The organism is Variovorax sp. GW823-FHT04B03 (genome assembly GCF_058796495.1).
Map to the genome: position 1 here is coordinate 476,053 of NZ_JBXAIT010000004.1, position 20,307 is coordinate 496,359.

General features: G+C 70.8%; 13 protein-coding genes and 1 pseudogene. 5 read left to right on the forward strand and 9 right to left on the reverse strand.

The window, feature by feature from the left end; all coding sequences use genetic code 11:
- Nucleotides 1–4 precede the first annotated feature (4 nt).
- The 7 genes from AC1RAD_RS19520 to AC1RAD_RS19550 all read right to left on the reverse strand — a co-directional run bounded on the left by AC1RAD_RS19520 (nt 5) and on the right by AC1RAD_RS19550 (nt 14,969).
- Nucleotides 5–7,048 carry an SDR family NAD(P)-dependent oxidoreductase gene (locus AC1RAD_RS19520; protein WP_492736706.1) on the reverse strand — a complete coding sequence of 2,348 codons (7,044 nt, stop codon included), beginning with the start codon at nt 7,046–7,048 and terminating at the stop codon, nt 5–7.
- Nucleotides 7,048–12,312, reverse strand: coding sequence for an amino acid adenylation domain-containing protein (locus AC1RAD_RS19525; RefSeq protein ID WP_492736970.1), 5,265 nt, complete (start codon nt 12,310–12,312; stop codon nt 7,048–7,050). Before AC1RAD_RS19525 ends, AC1RAD_RS19520 begins: the two co-directional genes overlap by 1 nt.
- Before the next feature lie 5 nt (nt 12,313–12,317).
- Nucleotides 12,318–13,019 (reverse strand): 4'-phosphopantetheinyl transferase family protein, encoded by a 702-nt coding sequence (locus tag AC1RAD_RS19530; protein WP_492736708.1) that lies wholly within the window; start codon nt 13,017–13,019, stop codon nt 12,318–12,320.
- Entirely contained in the window at nt 12,997–13,740 is a 744-nt protein-coding gene (locus AC1RAD_RS19535; protein WP_492736710.1) for a thioesterase II family protein, read from the reverse strand. Before AC1RAD_RS19535 ends, AC1RAD_RS19530 begins: the two co-directional genes overlap by 23 nt.
- A 5-nt stretch (nt 13,741–13,745) precedes the next feature.
- The gene (locus AC1RAD_RS19540; RefSeq protein WP_062469889.1) at nt 13,746–13,988 is read right to left on the reverse strand and encodes an MbtH family protein; all 243 of its coding nucleotides are present in this window, start codon (nt 13,986–13,988) and stop codon (nt 13,746–13,748) included.
- Nucleotides 13,989–14,147: 159 nt separating this feature from the next.
- Nucleotides 14,148–14,396 carry a FecR/PupR family sigma factor regulator gene (locus AC1RAD_RS19545; RefSeq protein ID WP_492736712.1) on the reverse strand — a complete coding sequence of 83 codons (249 nt, stop codon included), beginning with the start codon at nt 14,394–14,396 and terminating at the stop codon, nt 14,148–14,150.
- 39 nt (nt 14,397–14,435) lie between these two features.
- Nucleotides 14,436–14,969: a sigma-70 family RNA polymerase sigma factor gene (locus tag AC1RAD_RS19550; protein ID WP_492736714.1), complete on the reverse strand. Its 534-nt coding sequence runs from the start codon at nt 14,967–14,969 to the stop codon at nt 14,436–14,438.
- Between the two features lie 175 nt (nt 14,970–15,144).
- Here AC1RAD_RS19550 and AC1RAD_RS19555 point away from each other — a divergent pair, with 175 nt between their 5' ends.
- From AC1RAD_RS19555 to AC1RAD_RS19575, 5 genes are all read left to right on the forward strand, one after another.
- The gene (locus AC1RAD_RS19555; protein WP_492736716.1) at nt 15,145–15,984 is read left to right on the forward strand and encodes a plasmid replication/partition related protein; all 840 of its coding nucleotides are present in this window, start codon (nt 15,145–15,147) and stop codon (nt 15,982–15,984) included.
- A 352-nt stretch (nt 15,985–16,336) separates the two neighbouring features.
- A complete protein-coding gene (locus AC1RAD_RS19560; protein WP_369646213.1) occupies nt 16,337–17,053 on the forward strand; it encodes a hypothetical protein in 717 nt (238 codons plus the stop codon).
- Nucleotides 17,050–17,574, forward strand: coding sequence for a GTP-binding protein (locus AC1RAD_RS19565; protein ID WP_062469903.1), 525 nt, complete (start codon nt 17,050–17,052; stop codon nt 17,572–17,574). The genes AC1RAD_RS19560 and AC1RAD_RS19565 overlap by 4 nt, the downstream gene beginning before the upstream one ends.
- A 48-nt stretch (nt 17,575–17,622) precedes the next feature.
- Nucleotides 17,623–18,006, forward strand: a complete 384-nt coding sequence (locus tag AC1RAD_RS19570; RefSeq protein WP_062469906.1) for a roadblock/LC7 domain-containing protein — start codon at nt 17,623–17,625, stop codon at nt 18,004–18,006.
- Between the two features lie 103 nt (nt 18,007–18,109).
- Nucleotides 18,110–18,469, forward strand: coding sequence for a hypothetical protein (locus AC1RAD_RS19575; RefSeq protein WP_062469909.1), 360 nt, complete (start codon nt 18,110–18,112; stop codon nt 18,467–18,469).
- Between the two features lie 55 nt (nt 18,470–18,524).
- On the opposite strand, the gene AC1RAD_RS19580 is transcribed toward AC1RAD_RS19575, so the two are convergent.
- Both AC1RAD_RS19580 and AC1RAD_RS19585 read right to left on the reverse strand, forming a co-directional pair.
- A complete protein-coding gene (locus tag AC1RAD_RS19580; RefSeq protein WP_492736718.1) occupies nt 18,525–19,766 on the reverse strand; it encodes a dienelactone hydrolase family protein in 1,242 nt (413 codons plus the stop codon).
- Between the two features lie 51 nt (nt 19,767–19,817).
- Nucleotides 19,818–20,306: pseudogene (locus AC1RAD_RS19585) on the reverse strand (flavin reductase family protein); the annotation flags it as partial.
- Nucleotide 20,307: the final 1 nt, after the last annotated feature.

A 20,307-nucleotide genomic window follows, 5' to 3' on the forward strand; every position in this document is an offset into this window, starting at 1 on the left:
TCGTTCAGGCGCCCTGTTCGTCGGCCAGGCGGGACTCGGCGCCGCGCGCGCCGTCGTCGAGCGCGGCGCGGTCGAACATCGCGCCCATCGCCACCACGATCTTTCGCGGGCCCTCGAAGGGGTCGCGTGCATGAGCGGCGATCATGTTGTCGAGCATCACGACGTCGCCCTGGCGCCAGTCGAAGCGCACGGCGCAGGCCTCGTAGGCCTCGCCGACGATGGCCATGGTTTCGTCCGCGATGGGCGAGCCGTCGCCGTAGGTCACGTGGCGCGGCAGGCGCTCGACGCCGCCCATGGCCAGCAGGTCTTCGCGCACCTGCGCCTCGAGGCACGCGACGTGGTGCAGCTGCACCTGGTTGAAGAACACGCGCTCGCCGGTGAGCGGGTGGCGGATCACGGCGGGGCAGCGGGTGCGCGTCTGCAGCGTGTCGCCGTCGAACCAGCGCCATTCGATGCCGGCGGCGGCCAGGCGCGCCTCGACGTCCTCGCGGCGATCGGTCTTGTAGAAATCCTGCCAGCTCACGTCCAGGCCGGGCGTGAAGGTGCGCACGTACTGCAGCCCCTTGCGCTCGAAACCGGCCACCACGTCGGCCGGCAGGCGGCGCAGCATCTCGCGGCAGTCGACGATGGGCGTGGCGCCGCCCACGGGCGACGGCAGCTCGCAGAAGAACCACTGCTTGCGCGGCCAGCGGTCCAGGTGCGCGCTCTCGTTGTGGAACAGGATCATCTGGCGCTCGGGGTACGGCGTGGAGCGGTAGGTCTTCTTGCCGCCCTCCTTCTTCGGCAGGTCGCCGTAGCTGCCGTACAGCTCGGGCTCGATGGCTTCGGCAAAAGCTTCGAAGTCCTGCGGTGTCTTCAGGCCGAAGTCGCGGAACAGGATGCCGCCGTGCTTGGCGACCAGCATCTCGATGTAGTCGGCCTGGCCCTTGGCCCAGGCGACGGTGTCGAGCTCGGGGCTGGTGGCCTGCAGCACGATGGGGAACTCGGCGCCGGGCTTCAGGAACGAGGTCTGCACGGCGGGCCGCGCGGCGGCGCGCACAGGGACGCGGCCGGCGCCCAGGGCGTCGAGCTTTCCAAGTTTGCCGAGCTTGTCCAGCTTCGAGGCCGGGCGGACGTTGGGAGCGTTTGTCATGGCGATGGATTCCTGCGAGGGCATGGGAGCCAGCGCGTCGAGGGGCTGGCCGGGTGTGGCGACGATCCGCTCCAGCAGCGCATGCCACGAAGCGGTGAAGGTTTCGACGGTCTCCCGCCGGTAGAGGTCGGTGGCGAACACCCACTCGGCGGTGAGCGCGCCGTCGTGTTCGCTGGCGAACACCGCCAGGTCGAACTTGGATTCGTTCATCTGCTGGGGCAGCACCTCGACCTCGGCGCCTTCGATGGCGAACCGGATCTCGGGCGTGTTCTGGAGCACGAAGAGCGCCTGCACCAGCGGGTTGCGGTCGCGTGCGCGCGGCACGCCCGACAGCTCGACGATGCGGTCGAAAGGCACGTCCTGGTGGTCCATCGCGGCCAGGGTGTCGGCCTTGGTGGCGGCGAGCCATTGCGCGAAATCGGTCGTTCCCTTCCTGCGGCGCGAGCGCAGCGGCACCACGTTGACGAAGAAGCCGAGCAGCCCTTCGAGGTCGGGGTGGCCGCGGCCCGCGACGTCGGTGCCGATGACGATGTCGTCGGCGCCCGAAGCCTGGTGGAAGAACAGGAAGAACGACGACAGCAGCAGCGTGAACAGCGAGGTGTCCGACGCCCGCGCGAGCGCGGCCAGCGACTGCGACAGCGCGGGCGACAGCGTGAGCCGCACCGAATCGCCGGCGTGCGTGGGCACAGAGGGGCGTTGATGGTCGGGCTTGATGCCCGAGGCCTGCGGCGCACCCGCCAGCCGCTCGCGCCAGAACGCGGCCTTCGGCGCAAAGCCGTCGGAGGCCAGTGCGCGCGCATACCAGGCGGCGTAGTCGGCGTACTGCACGGGCAGCGGTGCCAGTGCCAGCGGCTGGCCGCGCCGCGCTCGCTCGTAGAACGCGGCCAGCTCGCGTGCGAACACGGCGATCGACCAGCCGTCGAACACGATGTGGTGCACCACGAGCACCAGCACATGCTCGCGCGCGGCCATGCGCACGACGGTGGCCTTGATGAGCGGGCCTTCGGCCAGCGCGAGCGGTGCACGCACCAGTTCGTCGAACAGGGGGCCGTAGCGCGCGCCGTCGTCGAGTGCGATGACGGGAATGTCGAGCGGCGCGCCGGAGCGCACGACGGCCATGGGCTCGCCGTCGTCGTCCTCGGTGAACACGGTGCGCAGCACCTCGTGGCGCGCCACGATCGCGTCGATGGCGGCGCGCAGCGCGCCGATGTCGAGCTCGCCATGCAGCGCGAGGCCGGCCGACATGTTGTAGGCCGCACGGCCACTGCGGTTGGCGGCGTCGGTGAGGCGGTCGACCAGCCAGAGGCGGCGCTGCATCGGCGACAACGGCAGCGCACCGCCGCGCGCGACGGGCGTGATCTCCATCGCGCTGCGCTGCGGCGCGCTGGTGGTCGAGGCGACGCCGAGCCGCGCGGCCAGGCCGGCGATGGTCGGCGCCTTGAAGAACTCGCTGGGGTGCAGCTCGGTCGCGTAGCGCTTGCGCACGCGAGACAGCAGCTGGATGGCCACGAGCGAATCGCCGCCGAGCTCGAACAGGTTGTCGTCCACGCCGATGGGCGCAATGCCCAGGCGCTCGGTCCACAGCGCCGCGAGCGCCGTCTCGACCTCGCCCTGCGGCGCGACGAACGGGGTCTGCAGCGCGGGCCGGGGATGGGCCGCGCCTGCGGCAGCCGCCGGCGCCTCGTCGCCGAGCAGGTCGAGCATGCCGTTGTCGAGCGGGCCCAGGCGCGTGGCCAGGTCGGTGGTCGAGATCACGGTCTGCGCCCGCGCCGGGCCGTTGACGATGCGCTCGAAGACGCGTGCGCCTTCGGGGCCGTCCATGCCGATGTCGTCGGGCACGTCCATGTGCGCGGCCATGCCCAGGCCGCGCCAGGCGTCCCAGTTGACCGAGAGCACCGGGAACGTGCCGAGCCGCTCATGCGCGACAGCCACGGCGTCTAGGTAGGCGTTGGCAGCAGCGTAGTCGCTCATGCCCAGGCCGCCGGCCACGCTGGAGATGGACGAGCACAGCAGCACGAAGTCCAGCGGCTGGCCGCGCAGCGTGTCGAACAGCACGCGGGTGCCACGCACCTTGGTCGCGAACACGGTGTCGATCTGTGCGCACGTGCGTCCGGCCATCATGCCGCCGCCCCCGTCACCGGCGGCGTGCACGACGCCGTGCAGCGGGCCGAAGCGATCGTTCGCCTGTGCGAGGGCGGCACGCATCGCGTCGGCGTCGGACACGTCGGCCGACACGGTGAGCACCTGTGCGCCGAGCGTTTCGAGTTCGAGCAGCTGCTGCAGCCGCATCTTCAGAGCGCCGGGCGTGCTGTCGGCCACCACCAGCGCTGGCCATTCCGCGCGCGCCGGCAGCGCCGTGCGGCCCAGCAGCACCAGCCGCGCCTGCCATTGCACGGCCAGGTGCTTCGCCAGCGCAAGGCCGACACCGCCCAAGCCGCCGGTGACGAGGTAGACGCCCTCGCGGCGCAAACGCGGCTGCGCGGCGGCGGTCAGCGTTGCGGGTTCGTAGGTCTTGATCCAGCGGTGCGCGCCGCGGCAAGCCACCAGCGGTTCGCCGGGCTCGGTCTGCAGCGCCGCGGCCTCGGCCACGATCTGCATGACCAGCCGGCCTTCGGCATCGCTTTCAGGCGCGGGCAGCACGACGTCGATCACGCGGCAATGCACGCGCGGATATTCCTGCCCGATCACCTTGCCGATGCCGCGCAGCGTGGCCTTCTCGGGACACAGCGGCTCGGTGCCGGTGACGTCTTCGAGCTGGTTGGCGACGACGGCCAGCGGCAGCGTGCGCTCGCCGGCGTCGAGCGACTGCACGAGCGCGAGCAGGCTGAAGAAGCTGCGTTCGAGCAGCTCGGCCTGCGGCTGCTGTGCGGGCAGCGCCTCGTCGAGGCTCCACAGGTGGTAGATGCCGACGATGGCGCCGAAGTCGGCCGCGATCTCCGTCTGCAAGCGGGCGTGGTCGTCGCGCGCGCCGGGGCGCAGCGTCCAGTGGCCGTGGGCCGTGCGTGCGAAGGTGCTGCCGCGCTCGGCCAGCACGACGGTGCGGCCCTGCGCACGCAGCTGCCGCACGAGGTGGCCCGTGAGGCTGCGGCTGTCGCCGAGCACGAGCAGACAGCCGTCGGTCGATGCCGACGATGCGACGGCCAGCGGCTCCGTGCGCTGCCACGAGGGCACATAGAACGCGTCGGCGTTGGTTCGTTGCGGCGCCTTCGCAGCGCCGGGCGCTTCCACCCAGTAGCGGCGGCGCTGAAACGGATACGCCGGCAGCGGCACGCGCCGACGCGCGGCGCCCGCACGGCAGGCGGCCCAGTCGATGTCCACGCCCGCCACCCACAGCTGGGCCAGCGTCTGCGCGATCTGCTGCGCATTGCGTGCCTGCTGCTGCGGATGCGCCTGGCTGGCGAACACGCCGGCGGCGGTGTCGGCCAGCGGATGCTGGCGCGCCAGGCCCGCCAGCGTTTCGCCGGGACCGACCTCAAGCAGCACGCGGCCCGGCACCTGCAGCAAGGAGCCCACGCCGTCGGCGTACTGCACGGTGCCGCGCAGGTGACGCGCCCAGTAGGCGGGGCTCATGGCCTCTTCGGGCGTGATGAGCTGGCCCGTGACGTTCGAGACAAAGGGAATCGTCGGCGGCCGGCGCGGCACCGAAGCGATGAGCGCTTCGAGCGGCGCGAGCAGCGGCTCGGTCATCGCCGAGTGCGAAGCGATCGACACATGCAGCCGGCGCGGCAGGTGGCCCGCCGCGCGCAGCCGCGCCTCGGCGGCCTCGACCGCTTCGCGCGGGCCGGAGATCACGCTCAGCTGCTCGGCGTTGGCGGCGGCGAGGTCGCAGCCCGGCGCGAGGAAGGGCGCGAGCGCGGCCTGCGACAGCGGCACGGCGGTCATCGCCCCGGGCGGCATCGACTGCAGCAGGCGCCCGCGCAGGGCCGCGACGCGCAGCGCGTCTTCGAGGCGAAACACACCCGAGAGGCAGGCCGCGACGTACTCGCCGAGGCTGTGGCCCATCATCACCGCGGGCCGCACGCCGCGGCGCATCCACCACTGCGCCATCGCGTAGGCGACGACGAAGAGCGCGGGTTGCGCGAGCGCGATGTCGAACAGCCGCGCGTCGGCCTCGGCTTCGCCGCCGGGCGCGGGGAACAGCACGGTGCGCAGGTCGAAGCCCAGCTCGGGTTCCAGCAGCGTGCAGCAGCGGTCGATGTCGTCGCGGAAGGCCGCGTCGTCCTCGTAGAGCGCGCGGCCCATCTGGGCGTGCTGCGTGCCGCCGCCGGGAAAGAGAAAGACCACCTCGGGCGCCTGCGCGGGCGCGGCGCGCACGGCCAGGCCTTCGCCCGCCGAGAGCAGCTGCGCGGCCCCTTCGGCATGGTCGGCCACCACGGCGCTGCGGTGCTCGAAGACGCGGCGGCCCGCTTGCAGGGTGTGGGCAATGTCGGCGAACGGCAACGCGGGGTGCGCGCGCAGGTGATCGGCCAGTCGCTGCGCGGCCTTGCGCGTTGCGGACGCGCTGCGGGTCGACAGTGGCAGCACCTGCCAGCCGGCCGCTTCTGTGGCCGTGACCACGCGCGGTGCCTCTTCGAGCACGACGTGCACGTTGGTGCCGCCGATGCCGAAGGAGCTGATGCCCGCGCGGCGCGGCGTATCGCCCTCGGGCCACGGGAGCGCCTCGGTGTTCACGCGGAACGGGCTGTTCGCGAAATCGATCTGCGGGTTCGGCTGCTCGAAGTGCAGGCTCGGCGGCAGCGTGCGGTGGCGCAGCGCCAGCGCCGCCTTGATGAGCCCCGCCACGCCGGCCGCCGCGTCGAGGTGGCCGATGTTGGTCTTGACCGAGCCGATGGCGCAGTAGCCGCAGCGCCCGCCATCGCCGCCATCGGCACGGAAGGCCTGCGTGAGCGCGGCCAGCTCGATCGGGTCGCCCAGCGTGGTGCCGGTGCCGTGCGCCTCGACATAGCCGACCGTGTGCGCAGGCACGTCGGCCATCAGCTGCGCCGCGCGGATCGCGCCGGCCTGGCCCTGCACGCTCGGTGCGGTGAAGCCGATCTTGTCGGCGCCGTCGTTGTTGGCGGCCGTGCCCTTGATGACGGCGTGGATGGTGTCGCCGTCGCGCAGCGCATCGGCCAGTCGGCGCAGCACGACGATGCCCGCGCCGCTGCCGATCACCGTGCCCGCGGCCCGGGCGTCGAAGGCGCGGCAGTGGCCGTCGGGCGAGAGGATGGCGCCGTTCTGGTAGCGGTAGCCGCCCTCCTGCAGCAGGTTGAGCCACACGCCGCCAGCCAGCGCCATGTCGCAGTCGTGGCTCAGCAGGCCCTGGCAGGCCAGGTGCACGGCCACCAGCGAGGTCGAGCATTCGGTCTGCACGCTCAGCGCCGGGCCGCGCAGGTCGAGCTTGTAGGCCACGCGCGTGCACAGCGACCCGGCGGAGTTGCCGCTCATGAGGCCCAGCATGTCGGCGATGCCGGTGCCCGCGTCGATGCCGACGGCGGGCAGCAGGTGCTTCATGAGGTAGAGGTTGGGGCCGTCGCCCGCGTAGACGCCGACGGGCGCCCCGCCCTTCTGGCCGGTCGGCCAGCCCGCGTGGTCCATCGCCTCCCAGGCGCATTCGAGAAAGATGCGCTGCTGCGGATCGAGGTGCTCGGCCTCGCGCGGCGAGTAACCGAAGAAGCCGGCGTCGAAGCGGTCGAAGCCGTCGAACAGCACGCCGGCCTTCACGTAGTCGGGATCGGCCAGCGCGCGCTCGGGCACGCCGCGCGCACGCAGCTCGTCGTCGCTGAAGACGGTGACCGACTCGACGCCGTCGCGGATGTTGCGCCAGAAGGCGTCCACGTCGGGCGCGCCGGGGAAGCGGCCGGCCATGCCGACGATGGCGATCTCGAGGCCCGTGGTGTCGGGGGCAAAAGGCGGGGTGTCGTCTTGCGCGTGCATCAGAGGGTTCTTTCCGTGGGTCGGCGGCGTTGCAGCAGGGCGGCGCGCTGTTGCTGCGCGCGCTGCTTCGCCTGCGCGGCGTCGTCGGTGGCGGCAGCGGCGGGGCCGCGCCCCTTCTGCTCGATGTGGCGGGCGAGCGCGCCGACGGTCGGGTACTTGAAGAGGTCGACCACCGCCAGGCCCGGCTGCAGGCGGTCTTCCACCAGCCGGTGCATGCGGATCACGAGCAGCGAGTTGCCGCCGAGGTCGAAGAAGTTGTCGTGCAGGCCGACCTGCGCGACCTTGAGCAGCTCGGCCCAGATCGCGGCCAGCGTCTGCGCGACATCGCCGTGGGGGGCTTCGTAGCCTGGCGTGCCGGCGGCCGCCGGTGCGGGCAGCGCGCGGCGGTCCACCTTGCCGTTGGCACCGAGCGGGAAGCTGTCGAGCACCATCAGCGCCGAAGGCACCATGTAATCAGGCAGCGCCTGCGCCAGCTGCGTCTTGAGCGTGGTCGCGCCGAGCGATGCGCCTGCAGCGGGTGCGACGTAGGCCACGAGCGACGGGCCGGCTGCGCCCTCATGCAGGCACACCAGCGCCTCGCGCACGCCGGGCTGCTCACGCAAACGCGCCTCGACTTCGCCAAGTTCGATGCGGAAGCCCCGCACCTTCACCTGGTGATCGAGCCGCTCGAGGTACTCGAGCTGACCGTCGGCGCGCCAGCGCACGAGGTCACCGGTGCGGTACAGGCGCCCGCCTGATGGATCGAAGGGGTCGGCGACGAAGCGCTCGGCCGTCAACGCCGCGCGCCCGAGGTAGCCACGCGCGAGGCCGTCGCCGCCGAGGTACAGCTCGCCGGGCACGCCCTGCGGCACGGGCTGCAGGTCGGCGTCGAGCACATGGGCGGTGCGGCGGCCGACCGGGCGGCCGATGGGGGCGTAGCCCTGCACGATGGCCTCGGTGTCGGCAGACCACAGGGTCGGCGTGATCACGACCTCGGTCGGGCCGTAGGCGTTCACGACGCGTGCCGGGTGCAGCACGCGGCGGACCAGCGCGAGGTCTTCGCCGGTCCAGGCCTCGCCGCCGAAGAGCGCGAGGCGCACGGCGTGGTGGAACGGCGGCTGGTCTTGCAGCAGCTGGCGCGCATAGGCCGGCGGCAGGTCGACCACGCTGACGCGGTGGCGTTGGAGCAAGGCGTCGAGTTCGCTGGCGAGCGAGCACCACTGCGGCTGCAGCACCAGCGCGGCGCCGGTGGTCAGCGGCAGCAGGCACTGCTCGATGGCGGCATCGACGTGCGGCAGCGCGAACTGCAGCGAACGATCGCTCGCCGTGAAGCCGCAGGTGTCGGCCATGGCCTGGAGGTGCATCGACAGCGCGCCGTGCGCGACCGCCACGCCCTTGGGGCGGCCGGTGGTGCCCGAGGTGTGGATCACGTAGGCTAGGTGGTGGTCGTGCAGCGTGACTTGCGGGGTCTCGTTCGGTTCGTCGTCGAGCGATGCGTCGTCGACCGTGATGCGCGTGACGGGTCCGTCCACCGAGCTGTGGCTGCCGGTCAGCAACAGCGCGGCGCCGCTGTCTACCAGCAACTGCGACAGCCGCTGCGGCGGGTGTGACGGGTCCATCGGCAGGTAGGTGCCGCCGGCTTTCAGCACGGCGAGCAGGCTGACAACGCGATCGATCGGGGCATCGACGGCCACGGCGACTGGCGTGTCGGGCCGCACGCCGTGGCGCAGCAGGCGGTGCGCGAGGCGGTTGGCGCGGCGGTCGAGTGCGGCGTAGGAGAGCTCGGTGTCGCCGGCGATCAACGCGATGGCATCCGGTGCACGGCGGACGTGCGCCTCGAAAAGCCGGTGTGCGGGAGTCGCGGCGGATGCGGGCGATGTGCCCGTGCCCCAGGCATGCAGTTGCGCCTGCTCTTCGGCAGCGAGCCACGGCGCATCGCCGATGGCGCGGGCCGGGTCGGCCGTCAGCGCGTCGAGCAACGCGCGGTAGTGCGCGGCCATGCGCGCAACCGTCGCCGCATCGAGCAGCTCTGCCGCCGCGGTGAAGACCGCACGCACCTGGCCGTCGGCGCGCTCGCGGATGTCGAGCGCGAGTTCGCACTGCGCGGCGCTGTCGTCCATGCGGTACTCGTCGACCGCCAGGCCCGGCAGGCCGCGCAGCACGGCCGTGTCTTCGCGCAGCAGGTTGAACATCACCTGGAACAGCGGGTTGTGGCTCAGGCTGCGCTGCGGCTGCAGGGCGTCCACGAGCTGCTCGAACGGCAGGTCCTGATGGGCCTGCGCGCCGAGCGCGGCCTCGCGGGTCTGGGCCATCAGTTGCGCGAACGGGGTGCGGCCGTTCAGCGTGGCGCGCAGCACCTGCGTGTTGACGAAGAAGCCGATGAGGCCCGTGGTCTCGGGTCGATGGCGGTTGGCGACGGGCACGCCCACGCGCACGTCGGGCTGGCCGGTGTAGCGGTGCAGCAGCGCCTGGAAACCCGCGAGCAGCACCATGAACAGCGTGGCGCCGTGCGCCTGCGCGGTGGCGTGCAGGCGGGCGACGAGGGCCGCGTCGAGCTCGAAGGCGTGCGAGGCCGCGCGGTAGTTCGCGACCGCGTGACGGGGGCGGTCCGTGGGCAGGGCCAGCACGGGATGCGCGTCGCCGAGCTGGGCGCGCCAGTAGGTCAGTTGCCGCTCGGCCTCGCCCGCGGCGAGCCAGTCGCGCTGCCACGCGGCGTAGTCGGCGTACTGGATCGCCGGCGTGGCAAGCGACGGCGTTTCGCCCTTCGCGTGCGCGGCATAGGCGGCGCCGAACTCGTCGAGCAGCACCTGCAACGAAGCGCCGTCGGACACGATGTGGTGCGTGACGATCGCGAGGATGTGGCGCTCGTCGCCGAGCTGGAGCCACGCGGCGCGCAGCACGGGGCCGGCTGCGAGGTCGAAAGGCTCGGCCTGCAGCTTGCGCGCCTGCGCGGCGGCCGCGCCTTCGCGGTCGCCGTCCGGCAGTGCGCGCAGGTCGATGTGGGCAAGCGCCAGCGGTGCCATCGGCAGCACCTGCTGCCCGACCGTGCCGTCGGCCGCCGTGCGGAACACGGTGCGCAGGCTCTCGTGGCGTGCAAGCAGGCCTTCGAGCGCCGCCTTCAATGCATCCGCATTCAACACACCCGACAGGCGCAGCGCCACACCCACGTGGTACGCGCTGTTCTTCGGATCGAGCTGCCAGAGGAACCACTGGCGCGCCTGCGCATGCGACAGCGCGAGCAGCCCCGTGCGGCGCTCGGCCGGCAGGGCCGGGATCGGCTGGTGCGCGCGGCGCTGGCCGAGCGCCCGCACGCGCCGCAGTTCGCGCGCGAGGTCGCCCAGGCGCGGCTGTTCGAACAGCGCACGCAATGGAAAGTCGATGTCCCAGCGCTCGCCAATGCGCGCGGCCACCTGCGTGGCGGCGAGCGAGTTGCCGCCGTGGGTGAAGAAGTGCGCGTCGCGCGCCAGCGGCCGTTCGACGGGGCGGCGCAGCACCTCGTGCCAGATCGTGGCGAGGGCCTGCTCGACGTCGTCGAGCGCGGCTTCGGTTGTGTCGACTGCGGGGGCGCTGCCACCCAGCACGAACGCACCGTGGGCGTAGATCGCATAGGCGTCCGCCGTGCGATCGATCCAGCCCTGGCGGCAGGCGCCGCGCTGCAGCTTGCCGCTCGTGGTCTTGGGCATGCCGCCGGGGTTGAGCAGCATCACGACCGACAGCGGCTCGCCGCACTGCTCGCTCACGGCCGCGCTCAGTGCCTCGACCAGCACCTCGGGCCGCACCAGCTTCTGGATGCTGCGCGACACCTCGGCCGCGAGGCCGATGCCCTCGCCTTCCGGCCCCTCGACCGCGAAGGCCGCGACGCGGCCCTTGCGCACGGCCTCGACCTCACGCTCCACTTCGCGCTCGATGTCCTGCGGGTACAGGTTGTGGCCGCGCACGATGACCATGTCCTTGATGCGGCCGGCCACGTAGAGCTGGCCGTCGTGCACGAAGCCCAGGTCGCCGGTGCGCAGCCAGCGCGTGCCGTCGGGCTCGACGAAGGTCTTCTGCGACACCTCGGGCTTGTTCCAGTAGCCGCTGCCCAGACTCGGGCCCGAGGCCCAAATCTCGCCGACGGCGCCGTCGGCGCACGCGACCAGCGTGGCGGTGTCGACGATGCGCACCGCGTGGTGCGTGACGCTGCGGCCGCAGCCCACGAGCATCGCGCCGCCGTCGTCGCGCACCACGGCGCCTTGTGCCAGGCGTGCCTTGTCGAAGGCGTGCGCGACCATGCCGGCGCCGCGCTGCCCGCCCGTGACGAACAGCGTCGATTCGGCCAGGCCGTAGCAGGGGTAGACCGCTTCGGCCGGAAAGCCCGCGGGCGCGAAGCGTTGCTGGAACGACCGCAGGGTGTCGGCGCGCACCGGCTCGGCGCCGGAGAACGCGAGGCGCCATGACGACAGGTCGAGCCTTTGCAGCTGCGCGTCGGACACGCGGTCCAGGCACAGGCGGTAGGCGAAGTCGGGCCCGCCGCTGACCGTGGCGCGCAGCCGCGACACGGCTTCGAGCCAGCGCACGGGGCGCTCGAGAAAGTAGCGCGGCGACATCAGCGCCACGACGGCGCCGCGATGCATCGGCTGCAGCAGCCCGCCGATGAGGCCCATGTCGTGGTTCAGCGGCAGCCAGGTGACGAAGGTGTCGCTCGTGCAGACCGAAAGGCCCTCTTCGATCGCGCGCATGTTCGCCATCAGGTTGGCATGCGTGACCATGACGCCCTTGGGCGCCGAGGTGGAGCCGGAGGTGTACTGCAGGAAGGCAATGTCGCTGGCGGCCGGTGTGTGCGGGCGCCATGCGTCGGCGCCGGCGGCGTCGATCTCGTCCACGGCGATGAGCGTGGCCTGCGCGAAGGCATCGGCCACGCCTGCCATCGCATCGCGGATGGCGGCGTGGGTCAGTACGCAGCAGGCACCCGCGTCGGCGGCGATGCCTTCGAGCTTGCCCAGGTGGCGCTTGCGCGTGGACTCGGGCGGAAACACTGGCACGGCGACGAGGCCTGCGTAGAGGCAGGCGAAGAAGCTGACAACGTAGTCGTCGCTGTTGTCCAGCATGATGAGCGCGCGGCCGCCGGGCGCGAAGGCCTGCTGCAGGTGCGCCGCAAGGCCGCGCACGCGCGCGTCGAGGGTGCGGTAGCTGATGGGCGTGTCGAGCGCGCTGCCGTCGCGGTCGGTGATGGCGATCAATGCGATGTCGTCAGGTCGCTGCGCGGCGAGGCCACGCAGGTGGGTCACGAAGTCCACGGGATGCATCGGGTTCACAGGGGTTGTTCCTTGGTGTGCCAGGCCAGCGCGGCGGCATAGCCCGGCGGCGCGGACAGCGCCATCGCTTCGATGCCGGCCCACGCGGGCACGGCGCAGTCGACGGCGAGCGCGCCATGGGCATCGGGGTGGATGCCGACGCTTTGCAGGTGCTCGGCCATGCCGACGCCGGCGGCTTTCAACACGGCCTCCTTGCCGACCCAGCGTCGGTAGAAGGCACGTGGCAAGTCGGCGTCGCTGCGAATTTCGCGCTGTTCGCGCGCAGTGAAGGCCATGGCGAGCAGCGCATCGGCGTCGGCCATGAGGTCGCGCGCGCAGGCTTCGATGTCGACGCCGACGCAGCGCACGCGCGCCGGGTCGGCCAGCGCGATGAGCGCGTGATCGCCGGCGTGCGAGATGTTGAAGAGCGGTACTGCTTTGTCACCTGCGGCTTCGACGAAGGGCTTGCCGTGCGCGTCGGCGCGCAGTGGCACGTCCGCCGGACGGCAGGCGAGGCGCTGCGCGATCAGGCGGCGCACGGCGGCGCGGGTGTGGGCGAAGCGCACGCGGTCGGCGCGGCGGGCGAATCGGTTCGCGCGTGCGTGTTCGTCGGGCGTGAGATCGGCCCAGGCATCGCCGTCCTCCGTCGCAAGGTCGAGGTCCAGGCGGTGCAACGCGATGCCCGGCGGCAACGGGTCATGCCAGGGCACGAGCCGCATCGACGCCTCCCGCCATCATCGCCGGCGCGAGGTGCCGCGCCAGCGCGGCCAGCACGGAGGTCTCGTGCTGGCGGATGAAGAAATGGCCGCCCTCAAACCAATCGAGCGTGAAGCGCACATGCGCGGTCTCGGCGGCCCAGGCCTGCATGCGCCAAGGGGCGATGTCGTCCTGGCGGCCGGCCAGCACATGCAGGGGCACGGGCAATGGCGCGGGGTCGGTGTGCACGAAGCTGCGGCACAGACGGTAGTCAGCGCCGAGGGTGTCGAGCGTCATGCGCAACAGCTCGGGGCTGTCGAAGAGTTCGTCGGGCGTGCCGCCCTGCTTGCGCAGGTCGGCGATGAGGGCTGCGTCGTCGGCGGTGTCGAGAAAGCGATCGGGGTCGCGCTGCGAAGGTGCCGCGCTGCCGGAGACGATCAGCGCACTCGGCAGCGGGCGCTGCTGCTGCCGCTGGTGCTGCGTCATGCCCCAGGCCAGCAAGGCGCCCATGCTGTGGCCGAACAGCGCGTAGCGACCGCGCAGCACGCCTTCGTGCTCGGCGCACAGCTGCGCGACCATGCGGTCGAAGTCGTCGACGAAGCGCTCGCCCAGGCGCCCGCCGCGGCCCGGCAGCTCGACCGGCACGACCTCGATCCAGCGCGGCAGCGCACGCCGCCAGCGCAGGTACATGGTGGCGCTGGCGCCCGCGCAGGGCAGGCACAGCAGGGGCAGCGAGGCCTGCATGTGGGTCAGGCGGAGGCGTTGTCAGGTTGCTGCTGAGCGGCCATCCAGTCGCGCAGCGACTTGGGGCGCATGTCGGTCCACTGGGCTTCGACGTAGTCGAGCACGGTCTTCTTGTCGCCCTTTACGCCGTCGACGGCGGTCCAGCCGCCAGGCACGGCCTTCCAGTGCGGCCAGATGGAGTACTGCGCTTCGTGGTTGACGAGCACGATGAAGGTCTCGTCCTCGCGGTCGAAACAGCTGGTAGACATGGGCGGTCCTCTTGGTAAGTGCAATGACGGGCAGGGTTTGCCCTTGCGATACAAGACGCGCCGCGGGGCCGGGTGTTTAGTCCTCGGTGCATGAAAACCGCGCACGGCTGCGCTGCGGCGGGGCCGCTGTTCGAGCTGCGAAAAAAGAGAGGGAGCGGGCTAGCGGGCCGTGTCTTCGGCGTCCGGCGAAGGGACGTCGTGCGCGGGCGGCATCAGGCCGACGAGCAGCCAGAGGCGGGCCGCCTCGGCATAGGTCTGGCGATGGGCGGGATCGGCGGCGAGCCATTGTGCGAGCTCGGCGCTCGCGGCGGCGTCGAGCGCGCCCTCGCCGGCGTGCTGGCGGCGGACCCATGCCCAGGCGGTCTGCCAGGTGGGGTCGCTTTGCGTGTCGTTGGGGCTGCTGCTCATCGGCGGCCATCGTAGCGCCGATGCGGCGCGTCGGAAAACTCAGCCGGCCTGCACGAGGTAGCGGCAGCTTTCGAGTGCAGCGTCGGCGTCCTTGATCATGAAGTTCACGAGCGTGGCGGAGCAGCCCAGGCGCGCGGCGATCTCGCGCTGGGTCAGGCCGCCGAGGCGGTTGAGCTCGAACGCGAGGCGGGTGCGCGCCGGCAGCGCTTCGAGCACGCGGTCGATCGCCACCAGCGCCTGCCGGCCGCCGAGCACGCGGTCGGGCGCGTCGTTGCTGCTGGGCGGGCTCACGAGTTCGACGTCGTCGCAGTAGGTGCGGTAGCTGGCCTCCACGGAATGGTGGCGGTGGTAGTCGACCGCCACGTTGCGCACCACCTGGCAGCAGTAACCGAGCGGCTTGCGGACATCGCGCACCGAGGCGCCGTCGGCGAGCTTCAGGTAGGCGTCCTGCAGCACTTCGTCTGCGAGGTCAGCGGTGCGGACGATCTTTTGCGCGACGCGCTGGAGCTGGGCACGGTTCGCGATGAAGACCTCCCCCAGCGTGGGCGCGGACGGGGAAAGCGACAGATCCATGGGTACTCCTGAAGTGTTCAAGGGCAAAGATGCAAATAAGAACTATTACCATTTGATGACGCAAGAAGGCCCTGTTTTTCCCGGTGGCGCCTTCTCGTCTCTCTCCCTGTCTAGACGTTCGAGCGGCCGAAACCGAGACACCTAAAATTCCGCCCCTTACATCGCACCCGTACCCATGAACATCGTCGTCAACGAAGAACTCAAAGCCTATATCGATCCCTTGACGCCGGAGGAGTACGAAGCCCTCGAACGCAGCATCCTCACCGAAGGCTGCCGCGATGCGCTGGTGCTGTGGGGCGACGTGCTGGTGGACGGCCACAACCGCTACGGCATCTGCCAGAAGCACGGCCTGCCCTTCCAGACCGTGCAGAACACGCGCTTCAAGACGCTGCAGGACGTGCACCTGTGGATGATCGACCAGCACCTGGGCCGCCGCAGCATCTCGGACTACCTGCGCGGCGTGCTGGCGTTGCGCAAGAAGGACATCGTGGACGAGCGCCGCGCCCGCAGCAGCGCCGCCACGCCGACCACGGCGGACGCCCCGCCCTTCGACGTCGACGACGCCCCCGCTTCGACCTCCACTCCCGCTTCCGACGAGGCCCTGCCGCCGCCCGTGCCGCTGAACAGCCGCGAGGCCATCGCCCGCGCCGCGCGCCTGAGCAGCAGCCAGGTCGTGATGATCGAGAAGATCCAGAAGCAGGCCGCGCCCGAGCTGGTGGCGGCCGTGAAGTCGGGCGTGATCTCGATCAACACGGCCGCGGCCGTCGCCTCGCTGCCCGCCGAGGAGCAGGTGACAGCCGCCAACGCCGGCAAGGACGAGCTCAAGCAGGCCGCCAAGCGCGTGCGCGAGGCCAAGCGCAAGCCGCGCGAGGCCGCGCCCGACACCGAAGAAGGCGCCGAACCCGCGGCGCTCGACGCCGTGCAGCAACTGCAACAGCGCGTGGCCGAGCTCACGGCCGAGAACGCCGACCTGCGCCGGCAAGTAGCCGAGCTGCAGGCCCAGCTGGCGCACTGACGCCCCGGCGGGCGCCCTTCTCCCCGCCAGCCGCTTTCCCCGCCCCCTCCCTGAAACCTCGCGCGCCGCGCTGCGGCACGCGAGGCTTTGTCGCGTCCGCGACCCACTGAAAACAGTTGTTCGTAATCTTGTGTTTTTATTTGCAACAAGTGTTATATTTTTGACGCCACCTCCAAACAAACACTTTAGTTCTCCCAGCCAGCGTTGCGATCGGCGTCTCCGTCCAACTTCTTACAGTGAGTGCTTAAGTTGCAAAAAGAACGGCGATGCCGCCTCCAATCGGTGTTTTCGATGCGGTTGAACGCAACACCCCACAGCGGCCGGCCGATGGGCACGGTGGTGCGGAGGCTGCATGACGGCCGTTAACACCGTTCCCAAAAGTCAACGCGCCCTGCTGAGCTACAGCGTCGAGGGGCTGCCGCACCGCGAAGAAGTGCTGCTCAAGTCGCTGATCCGGCTGCTCGACCACCGCACGCACCAGAACTGGTCGTGGAAGGCCGAACAGGCCGACCTGCGGGTCGTCGGCGACCAGGTCGCCCTTGCCGCCGCCTCGCCCCAACCGGCGGTGCCCACGTTGACGGTCGCCCATGCCGACCCGCAGCGCGGCCCTTTCCTGGCCCTGCCGCTGCACACCGATGCGCTGGAAGTGGTGCTCAACCGCCTTGGCGCGATGGTCGTCCACGCCCGCGGCCTGGGGCTGGCTACGACCGAGGTGCCGATCGGCGAGCACGAAGAATTCCGCATGCTGCGCTGGCCGCCCGCGGCGGTGCTCGAGGCGCCGATCCGCCTGCGCCTGGCCACGCTGATGTCCAACCGGCCGGCGTCGGTGCTGTCGCTGCAGCAACGCTCGCCCGCCACGCGCCAGGAGTGCGCGGACTTCCTGGCCGACCTGCAGCGCGCCGGCCTGCTCGAACGCGCCGCGCCACCCGGCGCACTGGTGGCGGCCTCGGCCCCCGACAGCGTCTTTCCCGACAGCCGCTTCCCGGCACCCGCCCGCGACACCGTGCAGCCCGGCCTGCTCGCACGCATCAGGAACCGACTCGGCTTGCTGCCGTCAGGCCCTCAATGACCGTAGAACACAAGATCCTCTTCACCGGCACCATGGGCGCCGGCAAAACCACGGCCATCGCCGGCGTGAGCGAGATCCCGCCCGTGAGCACCGACGTGCGCAACAGCGACACCTCGGTCGCCAAGGCCACCACCACGGTCGGCCTGGACTACGGCGAACTCACGCTCGACAACGGCGAGAAGCTGCGCCTGTACGGCACGCCCGGCCAGATGCGCTTCGACTTCATGTGGCGCATCCTGGGACGCGGCGCGCTCGGCGTGGTGATCCTGGTGGACAACAGCCGCCCCGACCCGCTGGCCGACCTCGACATCTACCTGGACGGCTTTGCCGAGCTCATCGCGCAGACCGCCTGCGTGGTGGCGGTGGGCCGCATGGAAACGCACCCGAGCCCCGGCATCGACGCCTACGCCCGCCGCATGGAGGCCAAGGGCGTCGTGTGCCCGGTGCTGCCGGCCAACGTCACCGATGCGCAGCAGGTCGTGCAGCTGCTGGAACTGCTTCTGCTCCAGCTCGAGGTCTGAACGCAGGACGCCCCCTCTTTTTCTCCTTTTCCTTCCATTCAGGCAGCAATGAACATCACTCCAAGAATCAGGCTTGCAGCGGAATCGGCCATCGACACCCTGATGCGGGAAATCAAGGGCGTGAAGGCCGTGGTGATCTCGACCGAAGACGGCCTGGAGCTGGCCGCGCGCGTCGAGAACACCGCGCAGGTCGCGCGCCTGTCGGCCATCGCCAGTTCGCTGGCCGCGCTGGGCGCCGTGGCCGGCGAGGAAAGCCAGCTGGGCCACTGCGACAACGTGGCGATCGAGGCCACGCACGGCCACATCCTGATGCTGCAGGCCCGGCACCCCGAGATGACGCTGATCGTGAGCGTGGTCACCAGCCGCGAAGCCATCATCGGCCAGGTCCTCTACTTCGCGAAACAGGCAACGCAGTTGCTGCAGCACGCCTGACGCCGGGCATCGGCGCACCACACCCATTCGACACCGGCAGCCGCCCATCCCCTTCGCCCGGGTGGCCGCCGACTTTCAGGGGCGAGGACTAGGAAAGATTTCGATGGCAAATATCAAGCAATCCATGGACGACCTGATGACCTGCGACGGCGCCCTGTGCGCAGCGCTGGTCGATTCGAGCAGCGGCATGATCCTGGGCCAGATCGGCTCGGGCGTCGATCTCGAGGTGGCCGCCGCCGGCAACACCGAAGTGGTCCGCGCCAAGCTGCGCACCATGCGCGACCTCGGCCTGAACGACAACATCGAAGACATGCTGATCACGCTCGGCAAGCAGTACCACATCATCCGCCCGATGCAGAAGAAGGAAGGCCTGTTCGTCTACCTGGTGCTGGACAAGACCAAGTCGAACCTGGCCATGGCGCGCCGCAAGACGCTCGACGTCGAACAAGGCATGACGGTCTGAGAAGCCCGCCGCGTCCCGCGCGGCAGCTTCGCCGCGCGGACGCATCAAGCGCGCATCAAGCGCGCGTCAGCAGCGTGTTCGACGGCAGCGTCTCGTCGAGCAGCTTGCGCGCCGTTTCCACGCCCGCCACCGGCAGCAGCGCCGCGTCGAGCAGGCCCACCTGCACCAGCACGCTCGCCTGGTCCCAGTAGATGTGCTCGTGGTAGAGCTTGTCGCCGCGGAACTTGATGACCGCGAGCAGCGGGATCTCCACGCGCTTTCCGGTGGGCGCCACGCCGGGCAGCATCCACGGGATCTCGGTGGTGTGGGTGAAGCAGAACAGCATCTCGTCGACCACCTGCGTCGCGCCCACGGTGCGCGAGATCGGCACCAGCGAGGTGTCGGGCGGGTTGCTGTTGACGAAGTGATTCGTGTAGAACGCGTGCAGGTTCTTGTAGCCCACGCCGCCGGTCATGGTCGGGATGTGGTTCACATAGGGCTCGGCCACCATGGTGCCCATGGTGTCGTCCACGTTGCGGGTGCCGAACTCGTACTCGCAGTGCTTGTCCCACAGCGCCGCCAGGTCGTAGTTCGGGCCGATGGCCGACTTCAGCGCGGCCACGCTGCGCTCGTGCGCCATGAGCGCCGAGGCGCGGTGGAAGTGTTCGCCGCCCACGCGCGCAAAGGCGTGGTCGACGCCGGGGTACACATGCACCTCGACGTTCGGCCGGCCGCGCAGGGTCTGCACGATGCGGTCGCGTGCCTCGGGCGGGCAGAAGCCGTCGAGCTCGGCCGCGTGCAGCGCCAGCTTGCAGCGGATGCGGTCGGCCTCGTCGAGCGCGGCGTCGATGCCCACGCCGTAGTAGCCCACCGCCACGTCCGCGTCGGTGCGGCAGGCCGCCAGGTAAGCGAGCTTGCCGCCCAGGCAGAAGCCGAGCACGCCGACCTTGCCGCCGGGCACCTCGGGGCGCTGGCGCAGCGCGGTGATCGCGGACTGCATGTCCTGCATGCCGAGCGCTTCGTCGAAGCCCTGGTACAGCACGAAGGCGCGCTGCCAGTCGTCGGGTGCGTAGCCCAGCTGCACATCGGGCTGCTGGCGCCAGAACAGGTCGGGCACGAGCACCACGTAGCCTTCCTCGGCGTAGTAGTCGGCCACGTCGCGCATGGTCTTGTTGACGCCGAAGATTTCCTGCGCGAGCACCAGGCCCGGGCCGGTGCCGCCGCGCGGCAGGGCCAGGTAGGCGCCGAAGCTGCCGCTGCCGTCGGCGGCCTGGATGCGGATGTCTTGCGACGAGGAGGTGGATGCCTTGTTCTGCATGGGTGTGTGACTCCGTTCAATGCTCAAAGGTGGACGTGGGGAACCAGGAGCTCACTGTACGCATTCCGGATGGCGCGTCGTGACCTGGTAGTAGCCCGAGTGAAAAACCAGCGGCTCGCCGTCGAAGCGTTCGTAGCCTTCGACCTCGCCGATGAAGATCAGGTGGTCGCCGCCGTCGTACTGCCGCACGTTGCGGCACACGAAGCGCGCGAGCACGCCGTTGAGCAGCGGCACGCCGGCTGTGCCTTCGCAGCAGTCAACGCCGCCGAACTTGTCGGCCTGCGGTGTCGAGAACTGGCGCGACAGGTGATGCTGCGGCGCGGCCAGCACGTTGATCGCGAAGTGGCTCGCGCCGGTGAAGTCGGCCACGCTGGGCGCCTGCCGCGCCAGGCTCCACAGCACCAGCGGCGGATCGAGCGACACCGACGAGAACGAGTTGGCCGTCATGCCGACGCGGCGCCCGTCGAGTGCGCGCGTGGTGATCACGGTGACGCCGGTGCTGAACTGGCCGAGCGCCTTGCGGAAGTCGCGCCGGTCGAAG

Excerpts from the sequence above, each read along its gene's own strand:
- AC1RAD_RS19520 (WP_492736706.1), bottom strand. The coding sequence starts at position 7,048 with ATGCACGCGCAAGACGACACCCCGCCTTTTGCCCCCGACACCACGGGC.
- AC1RAD_RS19525 (WP_492736970.1), bottom strand. The coding sequence starts at position 12,312 with ATGCATCCCGTGGACTTCGTGACCCACCTGCGTGGCCTCGCCGCGCAG.
- AC1RAD_RS19530 (WP_492736708.1), bottom strand. The coding sequence starts at position 13,019 with ATGCGGCTCGTGCCCTGGCATGACCCGTTGCCGCCGGGCATCGCGTTG.
- AC1RAD_RS19535 (WP_492736710.1), bottom strand. The coding sequence starts at position 13,740 with ATGCAGGCCTCGCTGCCCCTGCTGTGCCTGCCCTGCGCGGGCGCCAGC.
- AC1RAD_RS19540 (WP_062469889.1), bottom strand. The coding sequence starts at position 13,988 with ATGTCTACCAGCTGTTTCGACCGCGAGGACGAGACCTTCATCGTGCTC.
- AC1RAD_RS19545 (WP_492736712.1), bottom strand. The coding sequence starts at position 14,396 with ATGAGCAGCAGCCCCAACGACACGCAAAGCGACCCCACCTGGCAGACC.
- AC1RAD_RS19550 (WP_492736714.1), bottom strand. The coding sequence starts at position 14,969 with ATGGATCTGTCGCTTTCCCCGTCCGCGCCCACGCTGGGGGAGGTCTTC.
- AC1RAD_RS19555 (WP_492736716.1), top strand. The coding sequence starts at position 15,145 with ATGAACATCGTCGTCAACGAAGAACTCAAAGCCTATATCGATCCCTTG.
- AC1RAD_RS19560 (WP_369646213.1), top strand. The coding sequence starts at position 16,337 with ATGACGGCCGTTAACACCGTTCCCAAAAGTCAACGCGCCCTGCTGAGC.
- AC1RAD_RS19565 (WP_062469903.1), top strand. The coding sequence starts at position 17,050 with ATGACCGTAGAACACAAGATCCTCTTCACCGGCACCATGGGCGCCGGC.
- AC1RAD_RS19570 (WP_062469906.1), top strand. The coding sequence starts at position 17,623 with ATGAACATCACTCCAAGAATCAGGCTTGCAGCGGAATCGGCCATCGAC.
- AC1RAD_RS19575 (WP_062469909.1), top strand. The coding sequence starts at position 18,110 with ATGGCAAATATCAAGCAATCCATGGACGACCTGATGACCTGCGACGGC.
- AC1RAD_RS19580 (WP_492736718.1), bottom strand. The coding sequence starts at position 19,766 with ATGCAGAACAAGGCATCCACCTCCTCGTCGCAAGACATCCGCATCCAG.